This window comes from Azotobacter beijerinckii (assembly GCF_900110885.1).
GTDB classification, from domain to species: domain Bacteria; phylum Pseudomonadota; class Gammaproteobacteria; order Pseudomonadales; family Pseudomonadaceae; genus Azotobacter; species Azotobacter beijerinckii.
This window is the reverse complement of record NZ_FOFJ01000021.1, coordinates 25,038-41,809: the sequence shown is the minus strand read 5'-3', so window position 1 is coordinate 41,809 and position 16,772 is coordinate 25,038. Positions and strand designations below refer to the sequence as shown.

General features: G+C 60.1%; 25 protein-coding genes, 3 tRNA genes and 1 pseudogene. 18 read left to right on the top strand and 11 right to left on the bottom strand.

Annotated elements, in window-relative coordinates; all coding sequences use genetic code 11:
• Window positions 1–113: 113 nt before the first annotated feature.
• Window positions 114–266: pseudogene (locus tag BMY22_RS24880) on the top strand (DUF1654 domain-containing protein); the annotation flags it as partial.
• A gap of 50 nt (window positions 267–316) precedes the next feature.
• Here BMY22_RS24880 and BMY22_RS12370 read toward each other — a convergent pair.
• The 4 genes from BMY22_RS12370 to BMY22_RS12355 form a co-directional block, all read right to left on the bottom strand.
• The gene (locus tag BMY22_RS12370; RefSeq protein ID WP_090622352.1) at window positions 317–586 is read right to left on the bottom strand and encodes a hypothetical protein; all 270 of its coding nucleotides are present in this window, start codon (window positions 584–586) and stop codon (window positions 317–319) included.
• 161 nt (window positions 587–747) lie between these two features.
• Window positions 748–1,017: a type II toxin-antitoxin system HicB family antitoxin gene (locus tag BMY22_RS12365; RefSeq protein ID WP_090622349.1), complete on the bottom strand. Its 270-nt coding sequence runs from the start codon at window positions 1,015–1,017 to the stop codon at window positions 748–750.
• Between the two features lie 27 nt (window positions 1,018–1,044).
• On the bottom strand, window positions 1,045–1,464 hold the full coding sequence (locus BMY22_RS12360) for a type II toxin-antitoxin system MqsA family antitoxin (RefSeq protein ID WP_090622347.1): 420 nt from the start codon (window positions 1,462–1,464) through the stop codon (window positions 1,045–1,047).
• 1 nt (window position 1,465) lies between these two features.
• On the bottom strand, window positions 1,466–1,777 hold the full coding sequence (locus tag BMY22_RS12355) for a type II toxin-antitoxin system MqsR family toxin (protein WP_090622427.1): 312 nt from the start codon (window positions 1,775–1,777) through the stop codon (window positions 1,466–1,468).
• Between the two features lie 591 nt (window positions 1,778–2,368).
• On the opposite strand from BMY22_RS12355, the gene BMY22_RS12350 reads away from it, so the two are divergent.
• The 8 genes from BMY22_RS12350 (at window position 2,369) to BMY22_RS12315 (ending at window position 6,303) form a co-directional block, all read left to right on the top strand.
• A complete protein-coding gene (locus tag BMY22_RS12350; protein ID WP_090622345.1) occupies window positions 2,369–2,803 on the top strand; it encodes a hypothetical protein in 435 nt (144 codons plus the stop codon).
• A 1,155-nt stretch (window positions 2,804–3,958) separates the two neighbouring features.
• Window positions 3,959–4,177, top strand: a complete 219-nt coding sequence (locus BMY22_RS12345) for a hypothetical protein (protein ID WP_090622343.1) — start codon at window positions 3,959–3,961, stop codon at window positions 4,175–4,177.
• On the top strand, window positions 4,174–4,446 hold the full coding sequence (locus BMY22_RS12340; protein ID WP_090622341.1) for a hypothetical protein: 273 nt from the start codon (window positions 4,174–4,176) through the stop codon (window positions 4,444–4,446). The genes BMY22_RS12345 and BMY22_RS12340 overlap by 4 nt, the downstream gene beginning before the upstream one ends.
• A 2-nt stretch (window positions 4,447–4,448) precedes the next feature.
• Window positions 4,449–4,610: a hypothetical protein gene (locus BMY22_RS24375; protein WP_167363737.1), complete on the top strand. Its 162-nt coding sequence runs from the start codon at window positions 4,449–4,451 to the stop codon at window positions 4,608–4,610.
• Entirely contained in the window at window positions 4,607–4,945 is a 339-nt protein-coding gene (locus tag BMY22_RS12335) for a hypothetical protein (protein ID WP_090622339.1), read from the top strand. The genes BMY22_RS24375 and BMY22_RS12335 overlap by 4 nt, the downstream gene beginning before the upstream one ends.
• A 94-nt stretch (window positions 4,946–5,039) precedes the next feature.
• Window positions 5,040–5,258: an Arc family DNA-binding protein gene (locus BMY22_RS23785; protein ID WP_175559767.1), complete on the top strand. Its 219-nt coding sequence runs from the start codon at window positions 5,040–5,042 to the stop codon at window positions 5,256–5,258.
• A gap of 497 nt (window positions 5,259–5,755) precedes the next feature.
• Complete coding sequence (locus BMY22_RS12320; protein ID WP_090622335.1) at window positions 5,756–6,091, top strand: hypothetical protein; 336 nt, start codon at window positions 5,756–5,758, stop codon at window positions 6,089–6,091.
• A complete protein-coding gene (locus tag BMY22_RS12315; protein WP_208599273.1) occupies window positions 6,088–6,303 on the top strand; it encodes a hypothetical protein in 216 nt (71 codons plus the stop codon). The genes BMY22_RS12320 and BMY22_RS12315 overlap by 4 nt, the downstream gene beginning before the upstream one ends.
• Before the next feature lie 41 nt (window positions 6,304–6,344).
• Here the strand turns inward: BMY22_RS12315 and BMY22_RS12310 are convergent, their stop codons facing one another.
• Window positions 6,345–6,899: a magnesium transporter gene (locus BMY22_RS12310; RefSeq protein ID WP_167363736.1), complete on the bottom strand. Its 555-nt coding sequence runs from the start codon at window positions 6,897–6,899 to the stop codon at window positions 6,345–6,347.
• Between the two features lie 419 nt (window positions 6,900–7,318).
• Between BMY22_RS12310 and BMY22_RS12305 the strand changes: the two genes are divergently transcribed.
• The 8 genes from BMY22_RS12305 (at window position 7,319) to BMY22_RS12275 (ending at window position 12,387) form a co-directional block, all read left to right on the top strand.
• On the top strand, window positions 7,319–7,672 hold the full coding sequence (locus BMY22_RS12305) for a hypothetical protein (protein ID WP_090622331.1): 354 nt from the start codon (window positions 7,319–7,321) through the stop codon (window positions 7,670–7,672).
• Window positions 7,673–7,825: 153 nt separating this feature from the next.
• Entirely contained in the window at window positions 7,826–8,344 is a 519-nt protein-coding gene (locus BMY22_RS12300; RefSeq protein ID WP_090622329.1) for a hypothetical protein, read from the top strand.
• Between the two features lie 21 nt (window positions 8,345–8,365).
• Entirely contained in the window at window positions 8,366–9,997 is a 1,632-nt protein-coding gene (locus BMY22_RS24640; RefSeq protein ID WP_208599272.1) for a DUF551 domain-containing protein, read from the top strand.
• On the top strand, window positions 9,994–10,554 hold the full coding sequence (locus BMY22_RS12290; protein WP_090622327.1) for a DNA-directed RNA polymerase subunit alpha C-terminal domain-containing protein: 561 nt from the start codon (window positions 9,994–9,996) through the stop codon (window positions 10,552–10,554). Before BMY22_RS24640 ends, BMY22_RS12290 begins: the two co-directional genes overlap by 4 nt.
• Window positions 10,551–10,880 carry a hypothetical protein gene (locus tag BMY22_RS12285; RefSeq protein WP_090622326.1) on the top strand — a complete coding sequence of 110 codons (330 nt, stop codon included), beginning with the start codon at window positions 10,551–10,553 and terminating at the stop codon, window positions 10,878–10,880. The genes BMY22_RS12290 and BMY22_RS12285 overlap by 4 nt, the downstream gene beginning before the upstream one ends.
• The gene (locus BMY22_RS24370; RefSeq protein WP_167363735.1) at window positions 10,877–11,026 is read left to right on the top strand and encodes a hypothetical protein; all 150 of its coding nucleotides are present in this window, start codon (window positions 10,877–10,879) and stop codon (window positions 11,024–11,026) included. Before BMY22_RS12285 ends, BMY22_RS24370 begins: the two co-directional genes overlap by 4 nt.
• Window positions 11,027–11,077: 51 nt before the next feature.
• On the top strand, window positions 11,078–11,326 hold the full coding sequence (locus tag BMY22_RS12280; protein ID WP_090622323.1) for a DUF4224 domain-containing protein: 249 nt from the start codon (window positions 11,078–11,080) through the stop codon (window positions 11,324–11,326).
• On the top strand, window positions 11,326–12,387 hold the full coding sequence (locus BMY22_RS12275; protein ID WP_090622322.1) for a site-specific integrase: 1,062 nt from the start codon (window positions 11,326–11,328) through the stop codon (window positions 12,385–12,387). The genes BMY22_RS12280 and BMY22_RS12275 overlap by 1 nt, the downstream gene beginning before the upstream one ends.
• A gap of 98 nt (window positions 12,388–12,485) precedes the next feature.
• On the opposite strand, the gene BMY22_RS12270 is transcribed toward BMY22_RS12275, so the two are convergent.
• From BMY22_RS12270 to BMY22_RS12245, 6 genes are all read right to left on the bottom strand, one after another.
• Window positions 12,486–12,559: transfer RNA gene (locus BMY22_RS12270), tRNA-Cys, on the bottom strand.
• Window positions 12,560–12,600: 41 nt separating this feature from the next.
• A tRNA-Gly gene (locus tag BMY22_RS12265) sits at window positions 12,601–12,676 on the bottom strand.
• Between the two features lie 63 nt (window positions 12,677–12,739).
• Entirely contained in the window at window positions 12,740–13,303 is a 564-nt protein-coding gene (gene pgsA / locus BMY22_RS12260; protein WP_090622319.1) for a CDP-diacylglycerol--glycerol-3-phosphate 3-phosphatidyltransferase, read from the bottom strand.
• 33 nt (window positions 13,304–13,336) lie between these two features.
• Window positions 13,337–15,160, bottom strand: coding sequence for an excinuclease ABC subunit UvrC (gene uvrC, locus BMY22_RS12255; RefSeq protein WP_090622420.1), 1,824 nt, complete (start codon window positions 15,158–15,160; stop codon window positions 13,337–13,339).
• Window positions 15,160–15,804 (bottom strand): response regulator transcription factor GacA, encoded by a 645-nt coding sequence (gacA, locus tag BMY22_RS12250; RefSeq protein ID WP_090622318.1) that lies wholly within the window; start codon window positions 15,802–15,804, stop codon window positions 15,160–15,162. Before gacA ends, uvrC begins: the two co-directional genes overlap by 1 nt.
• Before the next feature lie 130 nt (window positions 15,805–15,934).
• Window positions 15,935–16,024, bottom strand: a tRNA-Ser gene (locus BMY22_RS12245).
• Between the two features lie 258 nt (window positions 16,025–16,282).
• On the opposite strand from BMY22_RS12245, the gene BMY22_RS12240 reads away from it, so the two are divergent.
• On the top strand, window positions 16,283–16,750 hold the full coding sequence (locus BMY22_RS12240; RefSeq protein WP_090622316.1) for a copper chaperone PCu(A)C: 468 nt from the start codon (window positions 16,283–16,285) through the stop codon (window positions 16,748–16,750).
• Window positions 16,751–16,772: the final 22 nt, after the last annotated feature.

Here is a 16,772-nt window from a genome sequence, read left to right as displayed (position 1 = left end):
CCACCCACGGACCTGCTCGAAAAGTTTACATACCAGCAGAGCGCCACAACCGTTTTCCTTGATTCGGCCACTCGCCCAAGAAAACCGAAGCCCGCCAGCCATCCAGTTATGAGCTGATGGGGGGCCGAATTCAGAAGATCATCAACTCACCGAAAGCGCAGCGGGCCAGGGATGTCACCATCCATCGATTGCCGGACGAATCGGCAACCGATTGGGCGCGCTTCCTTGAGGAGGTTGCCGAAGCCGAGAATGTTAGGGTCCAGCACATCGAGGGCTCCAGAGCGGCCATCAAGCCTACCTGCGAGGGGCTCTCGCTTCAGCCCTTCGCATACTCCCTCAACCGCACCTGCAGCCAGGCTCTTTCCTGCTCGGCGATCCGAGCACGCACTCGGCGCTGATAGACAGCCAGGCGCTTCTTCCTCTCGCCGCTGGTAAATCCATCCCAGCCATCGAACAGCCCATCGTCGCCGACAGCATCTAAATCGGGCTCTTCTTGCCGCTTAGGCCAGGACAGAACTGCCAGATACCCGCCCAAGATCAGTAGGCAGCATGCGAGCACAAGAGAAAGTATCGAGTTGATCATCATCGGCGTCGCCCTCCTTGGCGCATCAACATCCTGACGGTAGCAGCTGATATAGATGCGACATAGCGACGCGCTCAAAGTTTGACCAGGCTCACACCTTCAAAGTCACCTCGCGCTTTTCTGCACGACCAGCCATCAATGTCGCGACAGCCAGAAATCCCGAATCAGGCGCCGGCCGGATGAGCATGCAGCTCAGGGGGAACCCGCACATTGAACTTGCCGGAAAATACCTTGCGCGGCTCCACGCCATCCTCGGCGCACATCTCCAGGAAGACGCGCAGCGAGGTCGCCCCCTCACGCTTCAGCCCCTCGATGTCGGCCGCGTAGAAGTCCGCCCCGCCATTGAGGCCGACGAACTCGCCCCGGAACATTTCGATCTCCGGGTCGTACTCGATCACCGCTTTATAGCCGTCGATAACCATCGTGTTCTTCAAGGCCTCACCCCATGCGCATTCAACCACTCACATTGCCGCTGGCTTCGAGACTTCTTTCAGCAACTCCGGATGCCTGTCCAGCAATCTGAATAGATTGATTACCGCAGGCATTGGCTGCGCCTCTCCCCGCTCATAGCGGGAAAAAGCATTGTGCCCTCCGCCGGTCAACTCGGCGGCTTGCCTCTGAGTGAGCTTCAGCTTGCGGCGAATGCGGCGCAACTCGGCCTGCTGCGCTTTGCGTTCAGCCAAGACAAGCGCATCGCTGGCAGCAGCAAATCGCTGGAGGGAGTCGGAATCCAGCTCCTCGACGCCGCAACTGGAGCAACGCCAGCCGCTCATGCTGTCGATGGTGTGGCGGCCGTCCAGTAGCAGGGTTTCGCCTTCAAAGCGGTGCATGCCAGCGCTGCCTTGGCGGCCGCACTCCAGACACTGACGAGAGTGGCTCATGTCATTTCTCCTTGAACTGTATCACTGGCGTGTTTTCGCGCAGGGTTACTTTGATATAGGCCGTTTTGCGTATCCCCCCAACATCCACCGGGGCATGGTAGACATCTTGCCAGACGGTGTTATCGGCGTAGGTGGTCATGGACTTGTAGAAGCTCCTGCGGGTCAGCCCGGCGAGCACGGCCAGCATCTCGCGCGTCGTCAGCCCCATCTCGGCACCGCCACGAATGGCAGTGGCAGTAAAGGCCAGGACGCCCATGGCGTCGATCGTGGCCTGGACGGCAGCCAATGGGTAATGAGCAGTTTTCTTTTCCATGGAGGCAATTTTAACCCTTAAAGGGTAAAAATCAAGGACGCCCAACGCATCTAACCCAGTTCCTGCTCTGCCAATACCGCCTCTCCCCTCCTACCGCCTCCTATCCCGCCCCTTCCCCTCCCAGCCATGGCGCCATCCCCGGCCGCAGCCTTCGCACAAAATAAATCACAAAACGTGTTTGACACATGAAACACGCTTTGTGATTATTCAAGCACGGCCGCAGCACTCGAACAGAGCACTGATCCGGCCCCGCTCTTTCACAACTCGACGCAACACACCACCAAGTGGGAAAGGTCGTTAGCACACTCATAGGCACGAGTCTCCCTGAGCGCAGCCGTATCAACCTCGGATCTTGGTGGGAACCGAGAAGTGAGCTGCTCCGTACGGTATTCGGCGGAGTGGTGAGCGGATCGACATTTGAAAAAGGCCCAGACGGTCGCCAGCAGCGAATCTTGGCCAGATCAACCCCAGCCGGCAGGCCCGAGTATTCGGGAACCTGGCAACATGGTGCCGAACACTGTAACCGGCACCTTCCGAGAACGCCTTGCAACCAGGGCGCTGCCGGAAACCAACCACCCAAAGGAAACACCCATGAACATGACCGAAGCCCTGCAATCTGCCAGGGCAGCTGCTACTGCGACCCTGATGATCCTGGCCGCCGGCACCCTGGTCACCCACGAAGCCAAGGCAGCCGACACCACCCTACACAACCTGGAAGTCATCGATGCCTCCCGGGACAGCTGGATCTCCGCAACCGCGGTCAACACCAGCGGCGAGACCCTGGAGCGCCCCAAAGTCGTCATCGACGTCGATGGCCGGCGCATCGTCCACATCGGCCCGATCACGGTCGAGCCTGGCGATGCCTGGCACGTGCTGGAGAGGATTCCAAGCTCGAACAGCCTTCACTCCGACGATGTCCGGCTCACAGGCAACGTGAGGTGTGCCACGGCGCCCAACCAATCAGGAGGCCACCATGGACGAAAAAGCCCCACGCCAGAACCTGCGGGAATGCCTGCAGGCAGCTAGGGAGGCGAAGGCAGAAGGAGGGCAAGGATGCTCAGCTCCAGACCCACTGCGCGCGGTTCTAGCACAACGCAAGCTGGAGGTAGCCGCAAAGGGGCGGCATCGGGGAGTGATCTGAATACGCCCGCCAAGGCTCGACTTCTACCCAGCGGCGGAAGGAAAGAAACCCGCCTATGCCGGGATTGGCTCCGGCCAGACCACTCCACCAATGCTGCTCGGCATCCCCCTCTGAGCAGGCCCAAGATCACCCAGCACGCAATATCCTGTGTTTAACTCGAGACTGGCGATATACCGGCACCTGGCTATTATTTCAATGCCGTCGGCAGATCGGCACGCCGTCAGCGTCAGCTGGCCACTGCTAGGGGCCACGCTGGGACACGACCCCAGCAAGGCGCGCAGTCGGTTTGAGTAATCTGCAAGACACGGAAGTCAAACCACCGGAATCAGTCTGTAGTCACGCAGATGTCGACAGAGTGACCGCCTGGCCGGCGTAACCGGCCCTTTCCTATCCAATCTTCAATAAATATTGATAATGATTATTATTTGCATATAATCGAGGCTACCGTCGGCAGATCGGTATGCAGGCAGCGTTAGCCGGCTATTGATAGGTAGCCGCGCCGGGACTCACGGTACCGGCAAGGCGCGCAGCCTGTTTGAGTAATCTGCAAGTCAAGGGATTTCAGCCCTCTTCTACTGGCAGGCACGCCAGCGACAACGAAGTGCCCGTCTGGCCGGCGTAACCGGCCACACCCCTCCTCTCACTACGTCTTCACTCATTTTTGGGCCTGCCAGGGACAAATCCTGCAAGGGCTCTGCATTCAACCAGCCGCTTGGCTGTGTGTTTGGTCTTGGGACTACGCTATTAACTCCGTCGGCAGATCGGCATGCCGTCAGCGTTAGCCAGCCATTGCGAAGGTGGTCACGCCGGGTTCCATGGCCACGCCAGGCTCCATGGCCACTCGGCAAAGCGCGCAGTCGGTTCGAATAATCTGCAAGCCAAGGGGGCACCCCCCCATCCTAACTGGCAGGCACGCCAGCGGCGACAGAGTGCCCGCCCGGCCAGCGTAACCGGCCACACCCCCCCCATATCCCGTACCCACTGGAAAGCCACCTCTCCCGAGGAGGCTTCCCCATGTGCACGACAAAAGGAGAACCGCCATGCAGGACATTGATCCGGGCCGGCGCAAGCAGGTAGCCCGGAAGCGCATACCCGAAAGAACCCCACACGCCGCCTTGGCCTGGCTGCAGGCTGGCAACTCGATCGGCATCGACGCCGTGAACGCAGCCGACTGGCGGCGCCATATCGATGCGCTGGCCAGGCTCGCCAAGACCGGGGGCACGAAGAGCACCATGCAACGCGAGGACGTAGCCGCATGATCGCCATAACCGAACCAATTCGCGTAGAGCCGTGGAGCTTTGCGCCTGAGCGAAGCAATTCACCCGCCCTCAACCTGCCGAACCGCCGGGCCGAAATTGCCCGCGAGAAGCAGCTGATCGCCCTGATCCGCGTGAATAGCCTCACCCGCCGGCGCAGCGCCAACGACCTGGCGTCCCTGGCGAGAGAGGCAGGTATCGAGGCCAAGCCGCTGGAGATCGAGCTCATCGCCGCCCGTGCCGGCATCGCCATTGGCGGCAGAAGGGGTTAAGCATGGCCAAGAACTACACCATCGAGCTGATCAAACACGCCCAGCAGCTCGCCACCTCCCGCGGTGCGCCCCACATCGTCGTGCAGGTGGCCGGCGGCCAGATCATCGTCATGCGGGACGGTAAGCTGCACGGCGCGAAGCTGCTGGAGCGCTGCCTACCATGACCGCCAAGACCGCCGCCGAACGCAAGCGCGCCCAGCGCGAGCGCGAAGCCGAACGCCTGAAGCGTCTCGGCCACCGAGTCATGCAGCTGGAGCTCTACCAGGGCACCGCAGACGCCCTCGACCGCCTCTGCCAGATCGGCGGATTCGAGCAGCCGGCCGAGGTGATCACCCTGCTGATCCACAGCGCTGACCAGATCGCCAAGCGTGACCCGTCACGATTTGCCGAGCTGGTCCGCGTGACACGTCACGAAGCATCAATTTCCGAAGGAATGGCGCAGCGCCTCGACACCGAAGGCGCCCCTGAAGCCGATAGGCTAGACCGAGCCGAAGCGTAACCCCCATCCACCGCTCCTGCTGCCGAACGGTGCAATCACATTTCCTTCACGAAAATGTCACACTGCATCATCACAAACCACAGAGGGCTTACCAGTGGCTGACTCACGACAACTCGACAAATTCATCATCCGTCTGCCGGACGGTATGCGTGAGCGCATCAGTGATGCCGCCCTGAAACAGCACACCAGCATGAACAGCCTCGTCATCAAAGCGCTTGAAGAGTTCCTCGATGGCCAGCAGCGGCAACAGCTACTGCTGGATGCCTTGTCCGAGCAAATCAAGCGCCTTGAACATGGGAAGACGCCAGCCTGATCAATTATCAGGCTGCTTATTATTCATTCTGTTTCGCTGACGATACTGCTGAATTTCCTGGTCCGACACATCCTCGCGATAGCAAAGCGGTGAGTACCCTCTGGGCTTGCTGTATGCGCTCCGCCGGCCACAGCTACTGCCATTCCGTGCAGTGTTGTATGGGCAGGCACAAGGGCCAGGATAACTGGCAATGGATTCCTCGATCAGAATCTGAGCGATCTCATCGTCTGTAGGAGCTGATTGCCGAGCGAGAGCGCCGACAGAAAAGAGGCTCGCAACGAGAAATAGCAAAGCGGGAGTGCGCATCCCTTACTCCAAAAGCAAGTTTCGGTCGGATAGCCATCCTAGCTACAGACTGATGGCGCCGTGATTCTATCTCTGCGCATACATGCTGAAAGAGCTCCTGACGCAATACCGCACTTCATCGCTTAACGTCCCATTTCCCTATGCCGCCACGCCCATGCTGCGGCGCGGAAGAGCTTTGCCTGGAGAAAGCCATGAGCACATTTGCCGTCTTCGGCATGACCGAGCACTACGCTCGCGAGGAAGCCAGAAAGAATACGCCGACCGTCATCTTGAAGGTTCAACTGACCGAGTCGCAATGGCTCGAAGCTGTCGAGCGGCGCATCGAGAAAACAATGAGCGGCACCCGCTCCGTTCAGTTGAGCCACATGTTCGATGCCCCGCAGTTTGCCGAGCAGTATATCGAGCTACTGCGCAAGGCCGGAAAAGCCCGCGACCTCAAGATTCGCGCAAAGGTGAAGGTGGACCAGCCGGCCACCAGCAAGGCCAAGCAGAAGGCGCCGACCACCGCATGGAAGGACGTGGCATGACCGCCTTCCACACCCAGTTCGGCCTCAACTTCAGCGGCAAGATCGTCGTCGACCTGTTCGCCCGCGGCGGCGGTGCCAGCACCGGCATCGAGCAGGCCCTCGGCCGCCCGGTGGACGTGGCAATCAACCACGATGCCGATGCCGATGCCGATGCCGATGCCGTGAGCATGCACACCCTGAACCACCCACGTCTACGAGGTCTGCCCGCATGAGGCCACCGGCGGACGCCCGGTCGGCCTGCTGGCCGATGTGCTCAGAGTCTTTTCTTGAAGTGGTGCCATTTCCTCTCGCCGCTCATGATCCAGTGGGGCATGGCTGTCCCGGTTCCGGCAACCTCCAGCTTCGGGTGATGGCTTATGACCTGCTCCAGCACCGATTCCTGGGCCGGTTCCACATCCACGAAGAACACATGCTTGCCTTGACGCAGCTTGTCCTGCAGGGGACGGAAGTAGCTGTTGGTCTTCTGAAAGCCGAAGAAGCCGCCCTCCCAGATACTGAAGCCGAACAGCACCAGGGCCAGGAAGACGAAGGGCACCCAGCCGAAGGAGGTTTTCGTCCAGCCGCTGAAGTAGGCGCCGACCAGCACCAGGACAGCTAGTACCAGGCCGATGTAGAGGCCCCGCGTGCCGGCGTTGACCACATCGGTCTTCATCATTGAGGGCACGCTGTGCAGACGACGCCGTTCGAGTTCGGCATCCTTTTCGCTCAGCACATGGATCTGCTCGGTATCGATGCCGCTGGCTTCCAGCTCCTGCTCGACCCGTTCCAGATCATCCAGGTCGTCGCTGACGTAGTAGTGCCGGTTCATGTTCACCTCCCGCTGCAGAGCAGAAAAGTCTCGGCGAATAGTCGACTTATGGCCCGCGGCAGAAGAGTCGGGGGATCGACTTCCTTTTTAAGTCTAGCATCGGGACTTTTCCGGGTTGCCGGTTGGCGCCGGGCGCGCCCTGCTGGCCAAGGAGCAACGCGGCGACTTCGAGAGCGAGACGTTCTGCATCTCGCCGACGCTACAAGGCCATCGGCAACAGCAAAGCAGTCCCAGTCGTGCGCTGGATCGGCCGGCGTATTGCCCAGCGCTTGGACGATCTGCGGAGGACGGCATGATCGCCCGCCCCGCCCCCCCTAACTGGCACTGGCAGCAGCTCGGCTACGTGATCGAGCGAGGCCAAGGCTGACCTGAACCAATCGCCAACAGCCTGCCCATCCCCGGGCGGGTAAGGAATCCCTATGCCCACAGAAAACCAATCCCACCCTCCCCTCATCAGCTCCCAGCGTCACCTGGACCCAGAGACAGTCCGGCGCAAAGCACAGAACTTCAAGGTGTTCGTTGTCCGAACGGTGGAGCTTGAGCTGCGCGGCCGGCGGTACCGGATGCTGATCGATGGCCACCACAACCTTTCCGCGGCACGGCTGGTCGGCGCCGAGCCCACTTGGCGAGGCCCAGCCCCCAAATTCGAGCGCCTCATGCGACGCATGCCGCCTGCTGAGTTCGCTCGCTTCATGATCAACAACTTGACCGACAGCGACTGGTACTTCGTCGAGACGGGTGAAGTCGTGCCGGAACTGCTGTCGCGCGCCTGAAAGAGAGGAACCCTCAATGAGCAGACCCACCTACTGCCGCACTGACAACCTGCTACCCGAGGAATGCCAATGCTTCCGGTGCAGAGACGACCACGACGATGAGCCTGAAGAGGTTCTGGAGGACATGGCGTGGAGTGCAGTTGCGGAGGACTGATGAAGTCGGCCAGGGCCGAGCGCTCGAAGAATTCCGCCATTCTCGAGTATCAGGAGTGCTCATCCTGCAGCCGCTGCCACTTCGACGCCCTGCGGGTAGCTGGGCGGATCGTCGCAACCGGCGCCGAGGCGCAACGGGCATTCAACGCGCTGGATGCCGGGCAGCCTTGCCCGCCGAGCGCACCGGAGCCGGCGAAGGCAGAGCCGGCCGCCGAGCGCTGGATACCTGCATCCGAGCTGCCGCCGCGGGATGCGCTGATCCGCGTCGAATACCTGAGAGGCGGCTACTACATCGCCCATGGCAGATTTTTCGACTCGGTATGGGATCTGATCGCCCGCTGGCAGCCGCACGACAACAGCGAGGCGCTGCGGAAAGCTGCCATACCGAGATATCCGCCGGGGCTCTCGACGCCGGACTGGCTGTTGCCGACGGCGGATCTCGCCACCAGGCCACCACTTCCCAAGATTCCCGAACCTTCCCTGCCGCCAGTCGGCGCCAATTTCAGCTTCGCATTCTGATCCATACCCAAGGAGCAACCCATGACCCACGAAACGACCCCGCCAGTGCAGAGCCTGCACGACGAAATCATGCGCCTGCCGTGCACCCCGCCGAGGGACGCCAACGTCAACCAGATGCTCGCCTACAAGTCAGGCCACCGCGACGCCCGCCACGCTGCCGCTGAGCTTGCGGCAGGGCATGAGGCTGACGCCCGCCGGGGCGACCCGGTGGCCATGCCGGATAGGTGGGCGCTGGTCCCGAAGAAGCTCACGCCAGCGATGATCGAAGCGGCATTGGCTGCCCACTACGGAGCGCGCCGCCTGCGTCAGGCGGGAGGTCCGGGCGGCGTCGATATGACCGTCAACGGCGTCAATTACAGCGGTACACAGGCCATGAAACGCATGTGGGCGGGAGCACTCTCCGCCGCGCCGACCCTGCCCGCAGGTGCATGGGAATCCCCATCGACCCCGCCAGCGCCGCCAGCGCTGCGCAACCGCCACGGGATCGATGCCGCTTACTTCGACAAGAAGCTGACCTTACTCGTGCGAGACTTCGACAGCTTCACGCCTGATGAGCTGGCCAGGTCGCTGGCAAGGCTCGCTAAAGTGGCCGATGCGGATGTGCTGAATGAGGCTGAATTTGTGACGATTCATCCGCAGGAAGGCATGGAGATCGAAGACGATGGCTGGTGGAACAGCGATCACGACATCTACACATGGCCTATCAGAATTGACGAGTGGGGTGCTCGTATCGAGTGCCATGGACTAAATCCCGACGATGCTAAGGCGCTTGCTCAGCGTGTGATCGCTCGTTCCGCTCCGACCCCGCCAATGCAGCAGGTCGAACAACTGGCGTCACATGAACTGCTCCCCGACGAAATCCACCAAATGGCTTTCGAGGAAGGACGGCCAGCAGAAAACGGGGACGGCTATCAGTTCACTGCGGAGGAGTTCGATCTTTTTGTTGATCGTCTGCTGGCCAGGGCCGCATCGTCAGCGCAGCAGCCAGTGGCCCTACGATTCCCCACCACGCTCCGCAAGATGTGGTCGGGCGGTGATGTGCAGGCCTGGCTCGATCAGCAAGGGCCGCTCTACGCAGCCCCGCCAGCGCAGCAGAGCCAGTGGGTTCCGGTAAGTGAACGGTTGCCCGAGTTGGATACACCAGTGTTGTTAATCAAATTCGGGGACCGTGGTTTTATCGGGGAAAGGAACAGCTCAACCGATGGATGGTCATGGGCAGAATGCGATGGCATCCGCTTTCGTCAAGGTGAGGGGTGGGTAACACATAGGTCATTCTTCGATGACCTGGAGCCTACGCACTGGATGCCGCTGCCAGCCGCCCCCGGCGACACCGCAGCGCCGGAGCAGGCCGAGCAGCCGTCCGGCACGACAAGCGACAAGTACCGCGCCGAACTCTATGACGAGGTGTGGCAGAAGGCCCGCGACATGGGCTACGGGAACGTCACCGAGGCCCTGGTGGAGCTGGAGCGGATCAAGGAGCAGGCCGAGCAGCAGGACGTGGTAATGGTTCCGAGGGGGTCGCTGGAAAAGTTGCGCGAGTCCATCAGGAACTTTTACCGCGTCCCTGATTCCTTGCGGGATACGCCTGAAGGATCTGATGCGTTGCATCGAGCGATTGAGTCAGCGCAATCGCTGCTCGGGAGTGACGCATGAGCGTAGAAGAACGAAACCGCGAATATGCCGAGCGGGCTGCGCGGGACGCACGCCGAAAGCAGGAGCTTGCGTTCCTTGGCCTGACCACCCGCGAGTATCACGCAGTAATGCAGGCCGGCGTGAACGGCGTTGCTGACTTCTCGATGAAGTCTGTGCTTGACCTGCTGAAGGTCCAGCAGGTCGGAAAAATCACCGTGCAGGGGATCTGCAAGAAGCTGGAGGTAAACGGCATTCGATTGAGCGGCCCGTACTTCCACGAACTGCCGGAAAAGCAGACCCCTGAACAGCGGTGCCGCGCAATGGATCGCGAGGTCGAGGCACTGCACGCCGAGGTTGAGCGGCTGCGGAAGGATGCGGAGCTTGAGAGGGTAATGCAGCGAGCAGCAGTGGAATTGCCAGATGGATGGGAAATCCGCATCTGTGTTGAGCGAGGAGCAGGATGGGTTGATCTTTTTAACCCAGAGGGCGACGAGATTGCCGACACTTGGTCTGGCCAGGAAACCCTTTCAGATGAGGTTTCTGAGGCCGTCGACACCGCCAAGGAGGCCAGCCGATGAACGACCGCGAGCTGTTGGAACTGGCGGCGAAGGCAGCCGGCCTTCGTGTTGTAGACCGCTCTGCACCTATCTCGCTGCGCGTCGAGAGTGACGGGTGCAAGTCTGGGGTTCACTGGAACCCGCTCACCGACGACGGCGATGCGCTGCGGCTGGCGGTTGACCTCAACCTGTCCATCAAGGCCTTCGAGGACGGATGCGATATCTGCGACTCGGAAAGCGGCGAGGAGATTGAAACGGCACACCTTGAGCCGAATGGCTGCCATTACTCGATGATTCGTCGCGCCATCGTCCGCGCCGCCGCCGAGATAGGGAGGAACATGCAATGAACTTCCAACCAAAGGGCGGCATGTGCGCCACCTGCTGCCACGCCCTGCGCGACTGCAGCGCCCTGCCCTTCGCATCCATGCCGGTCCTGGCACGCGACGGCCAGACCGTCATCGTTCGCTGCACTGAATTCCAGCGGCGCAAGTAACCCATACCACACCACACAACCATCGCTGCCCACGGGCGGCGCGGAGAAGTCATGCCCATGCTCGAGGACATGCCAACCAGCGAAACCCTCGTAGGGAATGAGCTGGAAGTCATCACTGGCTACAAGATGCCGGCCAAGCAACGCACCTGGCTGGACCAGAACGGCTGGAAATACCACCGCAACCGCGCCGGGCATCCGGTTGTCGGGCGAGCCTATGCCCGCCTGAAGATGGCCGGTATTACCCCAACCAAGGGTACAGCCAAAGAAACCTGGTCGATGGATCTGTCGAAGGTGAGTTGATGCGCCCGAAATCCCCCGATAACCGAGACCTCCCTCCACGAATGATCCGGCGCATCCGCACCATGAAAAATGGAAAGCAGTGGGTGGGCTATTACTACAACGGCGTGGATGCCATGGGGAAACGCATGGAAATCCCTCTTGGTACCGACCTGGACGAGGCCAAGCGCAAGTGGGCCGAGCTGGACTGCAAGCCCTTGCCGCGCGCTGCGAACCTGATGGGCGCCATTTTTGACCGCTATGAGCGCGAAATCATCCCCACCAAGGCGCCTAGGACGCAGCGCGACAACCTGGCTGAGCTGAAGCAGCTGCGCCCAGTGTTTGAATATGCCCCAATCGACGCCATTACCCCGCACGTCATTGCTCAGTACCGCGACAAGCGATCAGCCAAGACCCGGGCGAACCGCGAGATTGCCCTGCTCTCGCACATCTTCAACATCGCACGCGAGTGGGGGCTTACCGAGAAGGAGAACCCAGCAGCTGGCGTGCGCAGGAACAAGGAGAAACCGCGCGACTACTATGCCGCCCAGGACGTATGGGACGCGGTATACGGGAAAGCAGCGCCCGAATTACGCGATGCGATGGATCTGGCTTACCTGACCGGCCAACGCCCTGCAGACGTGCTGGCCATGAAGCGCAGCGCAATTGCCGGTGACTTCCTGCTGGTAGGCCAGAGCAAGACAGCCAAGAAGTTGCGCATCCGACTCGTCATCGATGGCAAGAAGACCGGCCTTGGCCAGTTCATCGATGGCCTGCTCGAGCGCCACCAACCCCACCTGACGCCCTTTCTGATCGCTACCGAGAACGGAATGCGGGTGTCCAGCCAGATGCTCAGAGTTCGCTGGGATGATGCAAGAGCCAGAGCGGCAACCGAAGCAGCCGAGAACGGAAATGGCGATCTAGATCAGCGCATCCGGCAGTTTCAGTTCAGAGACATCCGGCCGAAAGCAGCCAGCGAAATTGACGATTTGAGCGCTGCCAGTCGCCTGCTTGGCCATAGCAGTGAACAGCTGACGGACACTGTTTATCGACGAGTTGGTGAGGTAGTTGATCCCACCCGATAGCAATAGTTGCGGAAACCGCTCTGAATAGTTGCGGAAACTGCTGTTATTGGCAGACATAAAAAAGCCCCGTAGACCATTAATCTACGGGGCTTTTATATTGGAGGCCGAGGTCGGAATCGAACCGGCGTACACGGATTTGCAATCCGCTGCATGACCACTCTGCCACCCGGCCTGTAAGTGAAGAACCGCTCAACACGGCGCATCACATAAAAATGGAGCGGGAAACGAGACTCGAACTCGCGACCCCGACCTTGGCAAGGTCGTGCTCTACCAACTGAGCTATTCCCGCACCTTGGTGACGTGCGCCATTCTATAGATTCGGAACTTTTCGTCAAGCCCTTGATTCGAAAACTTATTTCTTTTCAATCATCGTACTGCTGAGGTGAGGCCACGCAGCCAACAGATACTGCATCATGGACCATAGCGTGAGTGCAGCCGCAACAATCAACAACACATAGCCAAGCACGACCCAGAAGGTCAGCAACGGCGGATTGGCCAAAAGTAAAACCAGGGCCACCATTTGGGCTGCGGTCTTCCACTTGCCTAGACTCGAGACCGCAACCTGGGCCCGAGCGCCCAGTTCGGCCATCCATTCGCGCAAGGCCGACACCATGATTTCGCGACCGATGATGATTATGGCCGGAAGGGTCAGCCAGACATTGGCATGCTCCTCCACCAGCAGAACCAGCGCCACGGCGACTATCAGCTTGTCCGCCACAGGATCGAGAAAGGCGCCGAAGGGCGTGCTCTGCTGCAAGCGCCGGGCAAGATAACCATCGAACCAGTCGGTAATCGCAGCAAACGTGAATACGGCGCTCGCTGCCAAGTAGCTCCAAGTGAACGGCAGATAGAACAGGAGAATGAAGACCGGGATCAACAGAACGCGCAGAGTTGTAAGGATGTTGGGGATGTTCATCGGCACGACTGGGCTACGGAGTAAGGTGGCATTCTACTCACTGTGCAAGGCCGCATAAATCGACTCGGCCAGCTTTTTGCTGATCCCCGGCGTCTTGGCTATCTCATCGATGCTCGCTCGAGAGAGCTCCTGAAGCCCACCGAAATACTTGAGCAACTCGCGCCTGCGCTTCGCCCCCACCCCGGCAACTCCCTCCAAAGTGGAGGTACGCCGCGCCTTGCCACGTCGCGACCGATGCCCGGCAATGGCAAAACGATGCGCCTCGTCACGGATCTGCTGAATCAGATGCAGGGCCGGTGAATCGGCCGGCAGCGTGAACTCGTGGGAGGCATCGTTCAAATAGAGGGTTTCCAGCCCAGGCTTGCGGGTGACACCCTTGGCCACACCGAGCAGGATCAGCTCCGGCACAGCAAACTCTTGTAGCACCTCCCGCGCCATTGCCAACTGCCCTTTACCGCCATCCACCAGAAGGATATCGGGCAGATGTCCTTCCCCCTCCCTCAACTTTCCGAAGCGCCGGGTCAGCGCCTGATGCATGGCGGCATAATCGTCGCCGGCGGTGACACCCTCAATGTTGTAACGGCGATAGTCCGACTTCAGTGCCCCCTCGGGCCCAAAAACCACGCAAGAAGCGACAGTCGCCTCACCACTCGAGTGGCTGATATCGAAACACTCCATGCGCCGGGGCAGCTCGACCAGATCGAGCGCCTCAGCCAGAGCCTCGAAACGGGTCGCCAGGTGCTGGCGATGAGCCAGACGCGCCGATAACGCCTGCTCTGCGTTGGCAACCGCCAGTTGCTGCCAGCGTGCTCGAGTAGCGCGTACCCGATGACTGATATGCAGTTCGCCACCACGCTGCTCACCCAGTACGGACGCAAGAGCGGAGAAATCCTCATGCATGGCGTTGACGATCAATTCGCCCGGCAGATCGCGCTCGGAATTGGCCAGATAATACTGGCCGAGGAAGGCTGCCAGAACCTCTCCCACCCCTTCCTCGATACCCACTTGCGGGAAGAAACTCTTGCTGCCCAGCACCCGCCCCCCACGCACACTGATCAGATGCACACAGGCACCACCCGGATTGACCACTGCCGCCAACACATCCACATCGCCGCTGCCACCCTCCATGCTCTGCTGATCCTGCACCCGACGCAGCAGAGCGACCTGGTCACGCAACTTGGCAGCCTGCTCGAAATCCAGACGAATGGCAGCCTGCTCCATTCCAGCCAAAAGCTCCTCAGCCAGAGCGTTACTGCGCCCCTCGAGAAACATCACCGAATGACGCACGTCCTCGGCATACTCGGCCGGATCGACCAAGCCGACGCAAGGCCCCTTGCAGCGTTTGATCTGATACTGCAGACAGGGACGGGTCCGGCTCCTGAAGTAGCTGTCTTCGCACTGGCGGACCAGGAAGGCCTTTTGCAGGAGCCCCAAGCTTTCACGAATGGAGCCGGCACTGGGATAAGGACCGAAATAACGCCCCTTCTGCTTCTTCGCCCCCCGGTGAATACTGAGCCGCGGGAACACGCCACCGGACAGGAACACATAAGGATAGGATTTGTCGTCCCGCAGCAAGATGTTGTACGGCGGACGCCACTCCTTGATCAGCGTCTGCTCCAGCAGCAACGCTTCGGTCTCGTTGGCGGTGATGGTGGTCTCGACCTGGGCTATTCGTGCAACCAAGGCTGCCGTCTTCGGCGCCAGTCCGCTCTTGCGAAAATAACTGGACAGCCTTTTCTTGAGACTCTTGGCCTTTCCGATGTAGAGCAGCCTCCCCTCTGCATCCAGCATCCGATAGACACCCGGATGACTGCTGCAATGAGCCAGAAAAGCTACGCTGTCAAAGGCCTGCCCTATCAACTGGATGCGTCAACCATACCGTGGCGCACGGCCAGCAGCGCCAACTCCACGTCACTGGTGATGGAGAGCTTCTCGAAGATACGATAGCGATAGGTATTCACGGTCTTCGGCGACAGGCAAAGCTTGTCCGAGATGCTCTGCACCTTCTCGCAGTTGGCGATCATCAGAGCGATCTGGATCTCCCGCTCGGAGAGCAGATCGAATGGAGAGCCACTCTGCTGAGGCTGGAAAGCCTTCAATGCCAACTGCTGGGCAATTTGCGGGCTGATGTAACGCTGCCCGGCGAAGACCTGACGGATGGCCTGGACCATCTCATCGAGAGCCGCTCCCTTGGTCAGGTAGCCGGCTGCTCCAGCCTGCAGAAGACGCGTAGGAAACGGATCTTCCTCGCAGACGGTCACCGCGATCACTTTAATGTCGGGGCTGCTGCGCTGAAGCTTGCGGGTTGCCTCAAGCCCACCGATGCCCGGCATCTTGACGTCCATCAGGATCACGTCGGGTTTGAGCTCGCGCGCCCGTTTCAGGGCCTCTTCGCCAGAGCTGCCTTGTCCGACCACCTGCAGACCGTCGATATCGGCCAGCATCCGGGTGATACCAGCTCGAACCAGATCGTGATCATCGACCACAAGCACCCTAATCAACAGACACCTCGTTTCGCGTCAGCACAGCCTGCGAGCGACCTGTCTCGAGAACGTTTGGCCAAGGCCGAACCGTTAGGAAGAACGGCCAACCACATGCCAACCGGACAGATCTGTCGACTCGGCCAAAAGGTGGCGGAGGCGGTGAGATTCGAACTCACGGAAGAGTCTCCCCTTCGGCGGTTTTCAAGACCGCTGCCTTAAACCACTCGGCCACACCTCCGCAATAAGTGCAGATGGCAATTCTTACCGGATCGCTTCCTAGTGTCAAACAGTTGTTTTGAGGAGACTCCGAGATATCTGGGCAATCAATATGAAATTGCAAGGACTTTCTCGCTTTCAGAGCAGCCAGCGCGCCAAGACAAGTTACAGCTATCATCCCCCTAGGTGACTCACAGTGAAAAGGAACAAGCGACGGATGATCTTCGCGGAGTGCTCATGCTAAGTTCCCGAAAGTCTTCCCGTCCGAGGATTGCCTGTAATGTTCGCTCGCATCGCATTTTCCTCCCTTCTCGCCTTCTCCTGCACCACGGTCCTCGCCACCGACTACCAAGTGGGCGAACTGCTGATTGACGCCCCGTGGTCCCGGGCATTGCCGCCTAATACGCCGGCCAACGCCGTCTACTTCACCGTGAGGAACAACGGTCTGACAGGGGATCGCCTGGTCGGTGCCGGTACCCCGAATGCCGCAAAAGCCGAACTGCATACCCATATAAGAATGGGCGAGGTCATGCGCATGCAGCGAATCGACTCGCTCGCCATTCCTGCCGGCACAGAGGTGCAATTCGCACCGGGCGGGAATCACGTCATGCTCTTCGACCTGAAGCGTCCGCTGGCGGCCGGCGAACGCTTTCCTCTGACCCTGGAGTTCGAGAAAGCCGGCAAGATAGCGATCGAAGTCAACGTCCTGCGCGATGCCCCCACCCCCGAAGGACACGGGCATCACTGAATCAAGACACCCCTCTATCTAT

What these genes read in the sequence shown, in the direction of transcription:
- BMY22_RS12275 (WP_090622322.1), top strand. Translation starts at nt 11,326, where the DNA reads ATGCGCCCGAAATCCCCCGATAACCGAGACCTCCCTCCACGAATGATC.
- BMY22_RS12345 (WP_090622343.1), top strand. Translation starts at nt 3,959, where the DNA reads ATGCAGGACATTGATCCGGGCCGGCGCAAGCAGGTAGCCCGGAAGCGC.
- pgsA (WP_090622319.1), bottom strand. Translation starts at nt 13,303, where the DNA reads ATGAACATCCCCAACATCCTTACAACTCTGCGCGTTCTGTTGATCCCG.
- BMY22_RS12340 (WP_090622341.1), top strand. Translation starts at nt 4,174, where the DNA reads ATGATCGCCATAACCGAACCAATTCGCGTAGAGCCGTGGAGCTTTGCG.
- BMY22_RS12280 (WP_090622323.1), top strand. Translation starts at nt 11,078, where the DNA reads ATGCCCATGCTCGAGGACATGCCAACCAGCGAAACCCTCGTAGGGAAT.
- BMY22_RS12310 (WP_167363736.1), bottom strand. Translation starts at nt 6,899, where the DNA reads ATGAACCGGCACTACTACGTCAGCGACGACCTGGATGATCTGGAACGG.
- BMY22_RS12335 (WP_090622339.1), top strand. Translation starts at nt 4,607, where the DNA reads ATGACCGCCAAGACCGCCGCCGAACGCAAGCGCGCCCAGCGCGAGCGC.
- BMY22_RS24640 (WP_208599272.1), top strand. Translation starts at nt 8,366, where the DNA reads ATGACCCACGAAACGACCCCGCCAGTGCAGAGCCTGCACGACGAAATC.
- BMY22_RS12360 (WP_090622347.1), bottom strand. Translation starts at nt 1,464, where the DNA reads ATGAGCCACTCTCGTCAGTGTCTGGAGTGCGGCCGCCAAGGCAGCGCT.
- BMY22_RS12350 (WP_090622345.1), top strand. Translation starts at nt 2,369, where the DNA reads ATGAACATGACCGAAGCCCTGCAATCTGCCAGGGCAGCTGCTACTGCG.
- BMY22_RS12305 (WP_090622331.1), top strand. Translation starts at nt 7,319, where the DNA reads ATGCCCACAGAAAACCAATCCCACCCTCCCCTCATCAGCTCCCAGCGT.
- BMY22_RS12315 (WP_208599273.1), top strand. Translation starts at nt 6,088, where the DNA reads ATGACCGCCTTCCACACCCAGTTCGGCCTCAACTTCAGCGGCAAGATC.
- BMY22_RS24375 (WP_167363737.1), top strand. Translation starts at nt 4,449, where the DNA reads ATGGCCAAGAACTACACCATCGAGCTGATCAAACACGCCCAGCAGCTC.
- BMY22_RS12300 (WP_090622329.1), top strand. Translation starts at nt 7,826, where the DNA reads ATGAAGTCGGCCAGGGCCGAGCGCTCGAAGAATTCCGCCATTCTCGAG.
- BMY22_RS12320 (WP_090622335.1), top strand. Translation starts at nt 5,756, where the DNA reads ATGAGCACATTTGCCGTCTTCGGCATGACCGAGCACTACGCTCGCGAG.
- BMY22_RS12355 (WP_090622427.1), bottom strand. Translation starts at nt 1,777, where the DNA reads ATGGAAAAGAAAACTGCTCATTACCCATTGGCTGCCGTCCAGGCCACG.
- BMY22_RS12370 (WP_090622352.1), bottom strand. Translation starts at nt 586, where the DNA reads ATGATGATCAACTCGATACTTTCTCTTGTGCTCGCATGCTGCCTACTG.
- BMY22_RS12240 (WP_090622316.1), top strand. Translation starts at nt 16,283, where the DNA reads ATGTTCGCTCGCATCGCATTTTCCTCCCTTCTCGCCTTCTCCTGCACC.
- BMY22_RS12285 (WP_090622326.1), top strand. Translation starts at nt 10,551, where the DNA reads ATGAACGACCGCGAGCTGTTGGAACTGGCGGCGAAGGCAGCCGGCCTT.
- BMY22_RS24370 (WP_167363735.1), top strand. Translation starts at nt 10,877, where the DNA reads ATGAACTTCCAACCAAAGGGCGGCATGTGCGCCACCTGCTGCCACGCC.
- BMY22_RS12290 (WP_090622327.1), top strand. Translation starts at nt 9,994, where the DNA reads ATGAGCGTAGAAGAACGAAACCGCGAATATGCCGAGCGGGCTGCGCGG.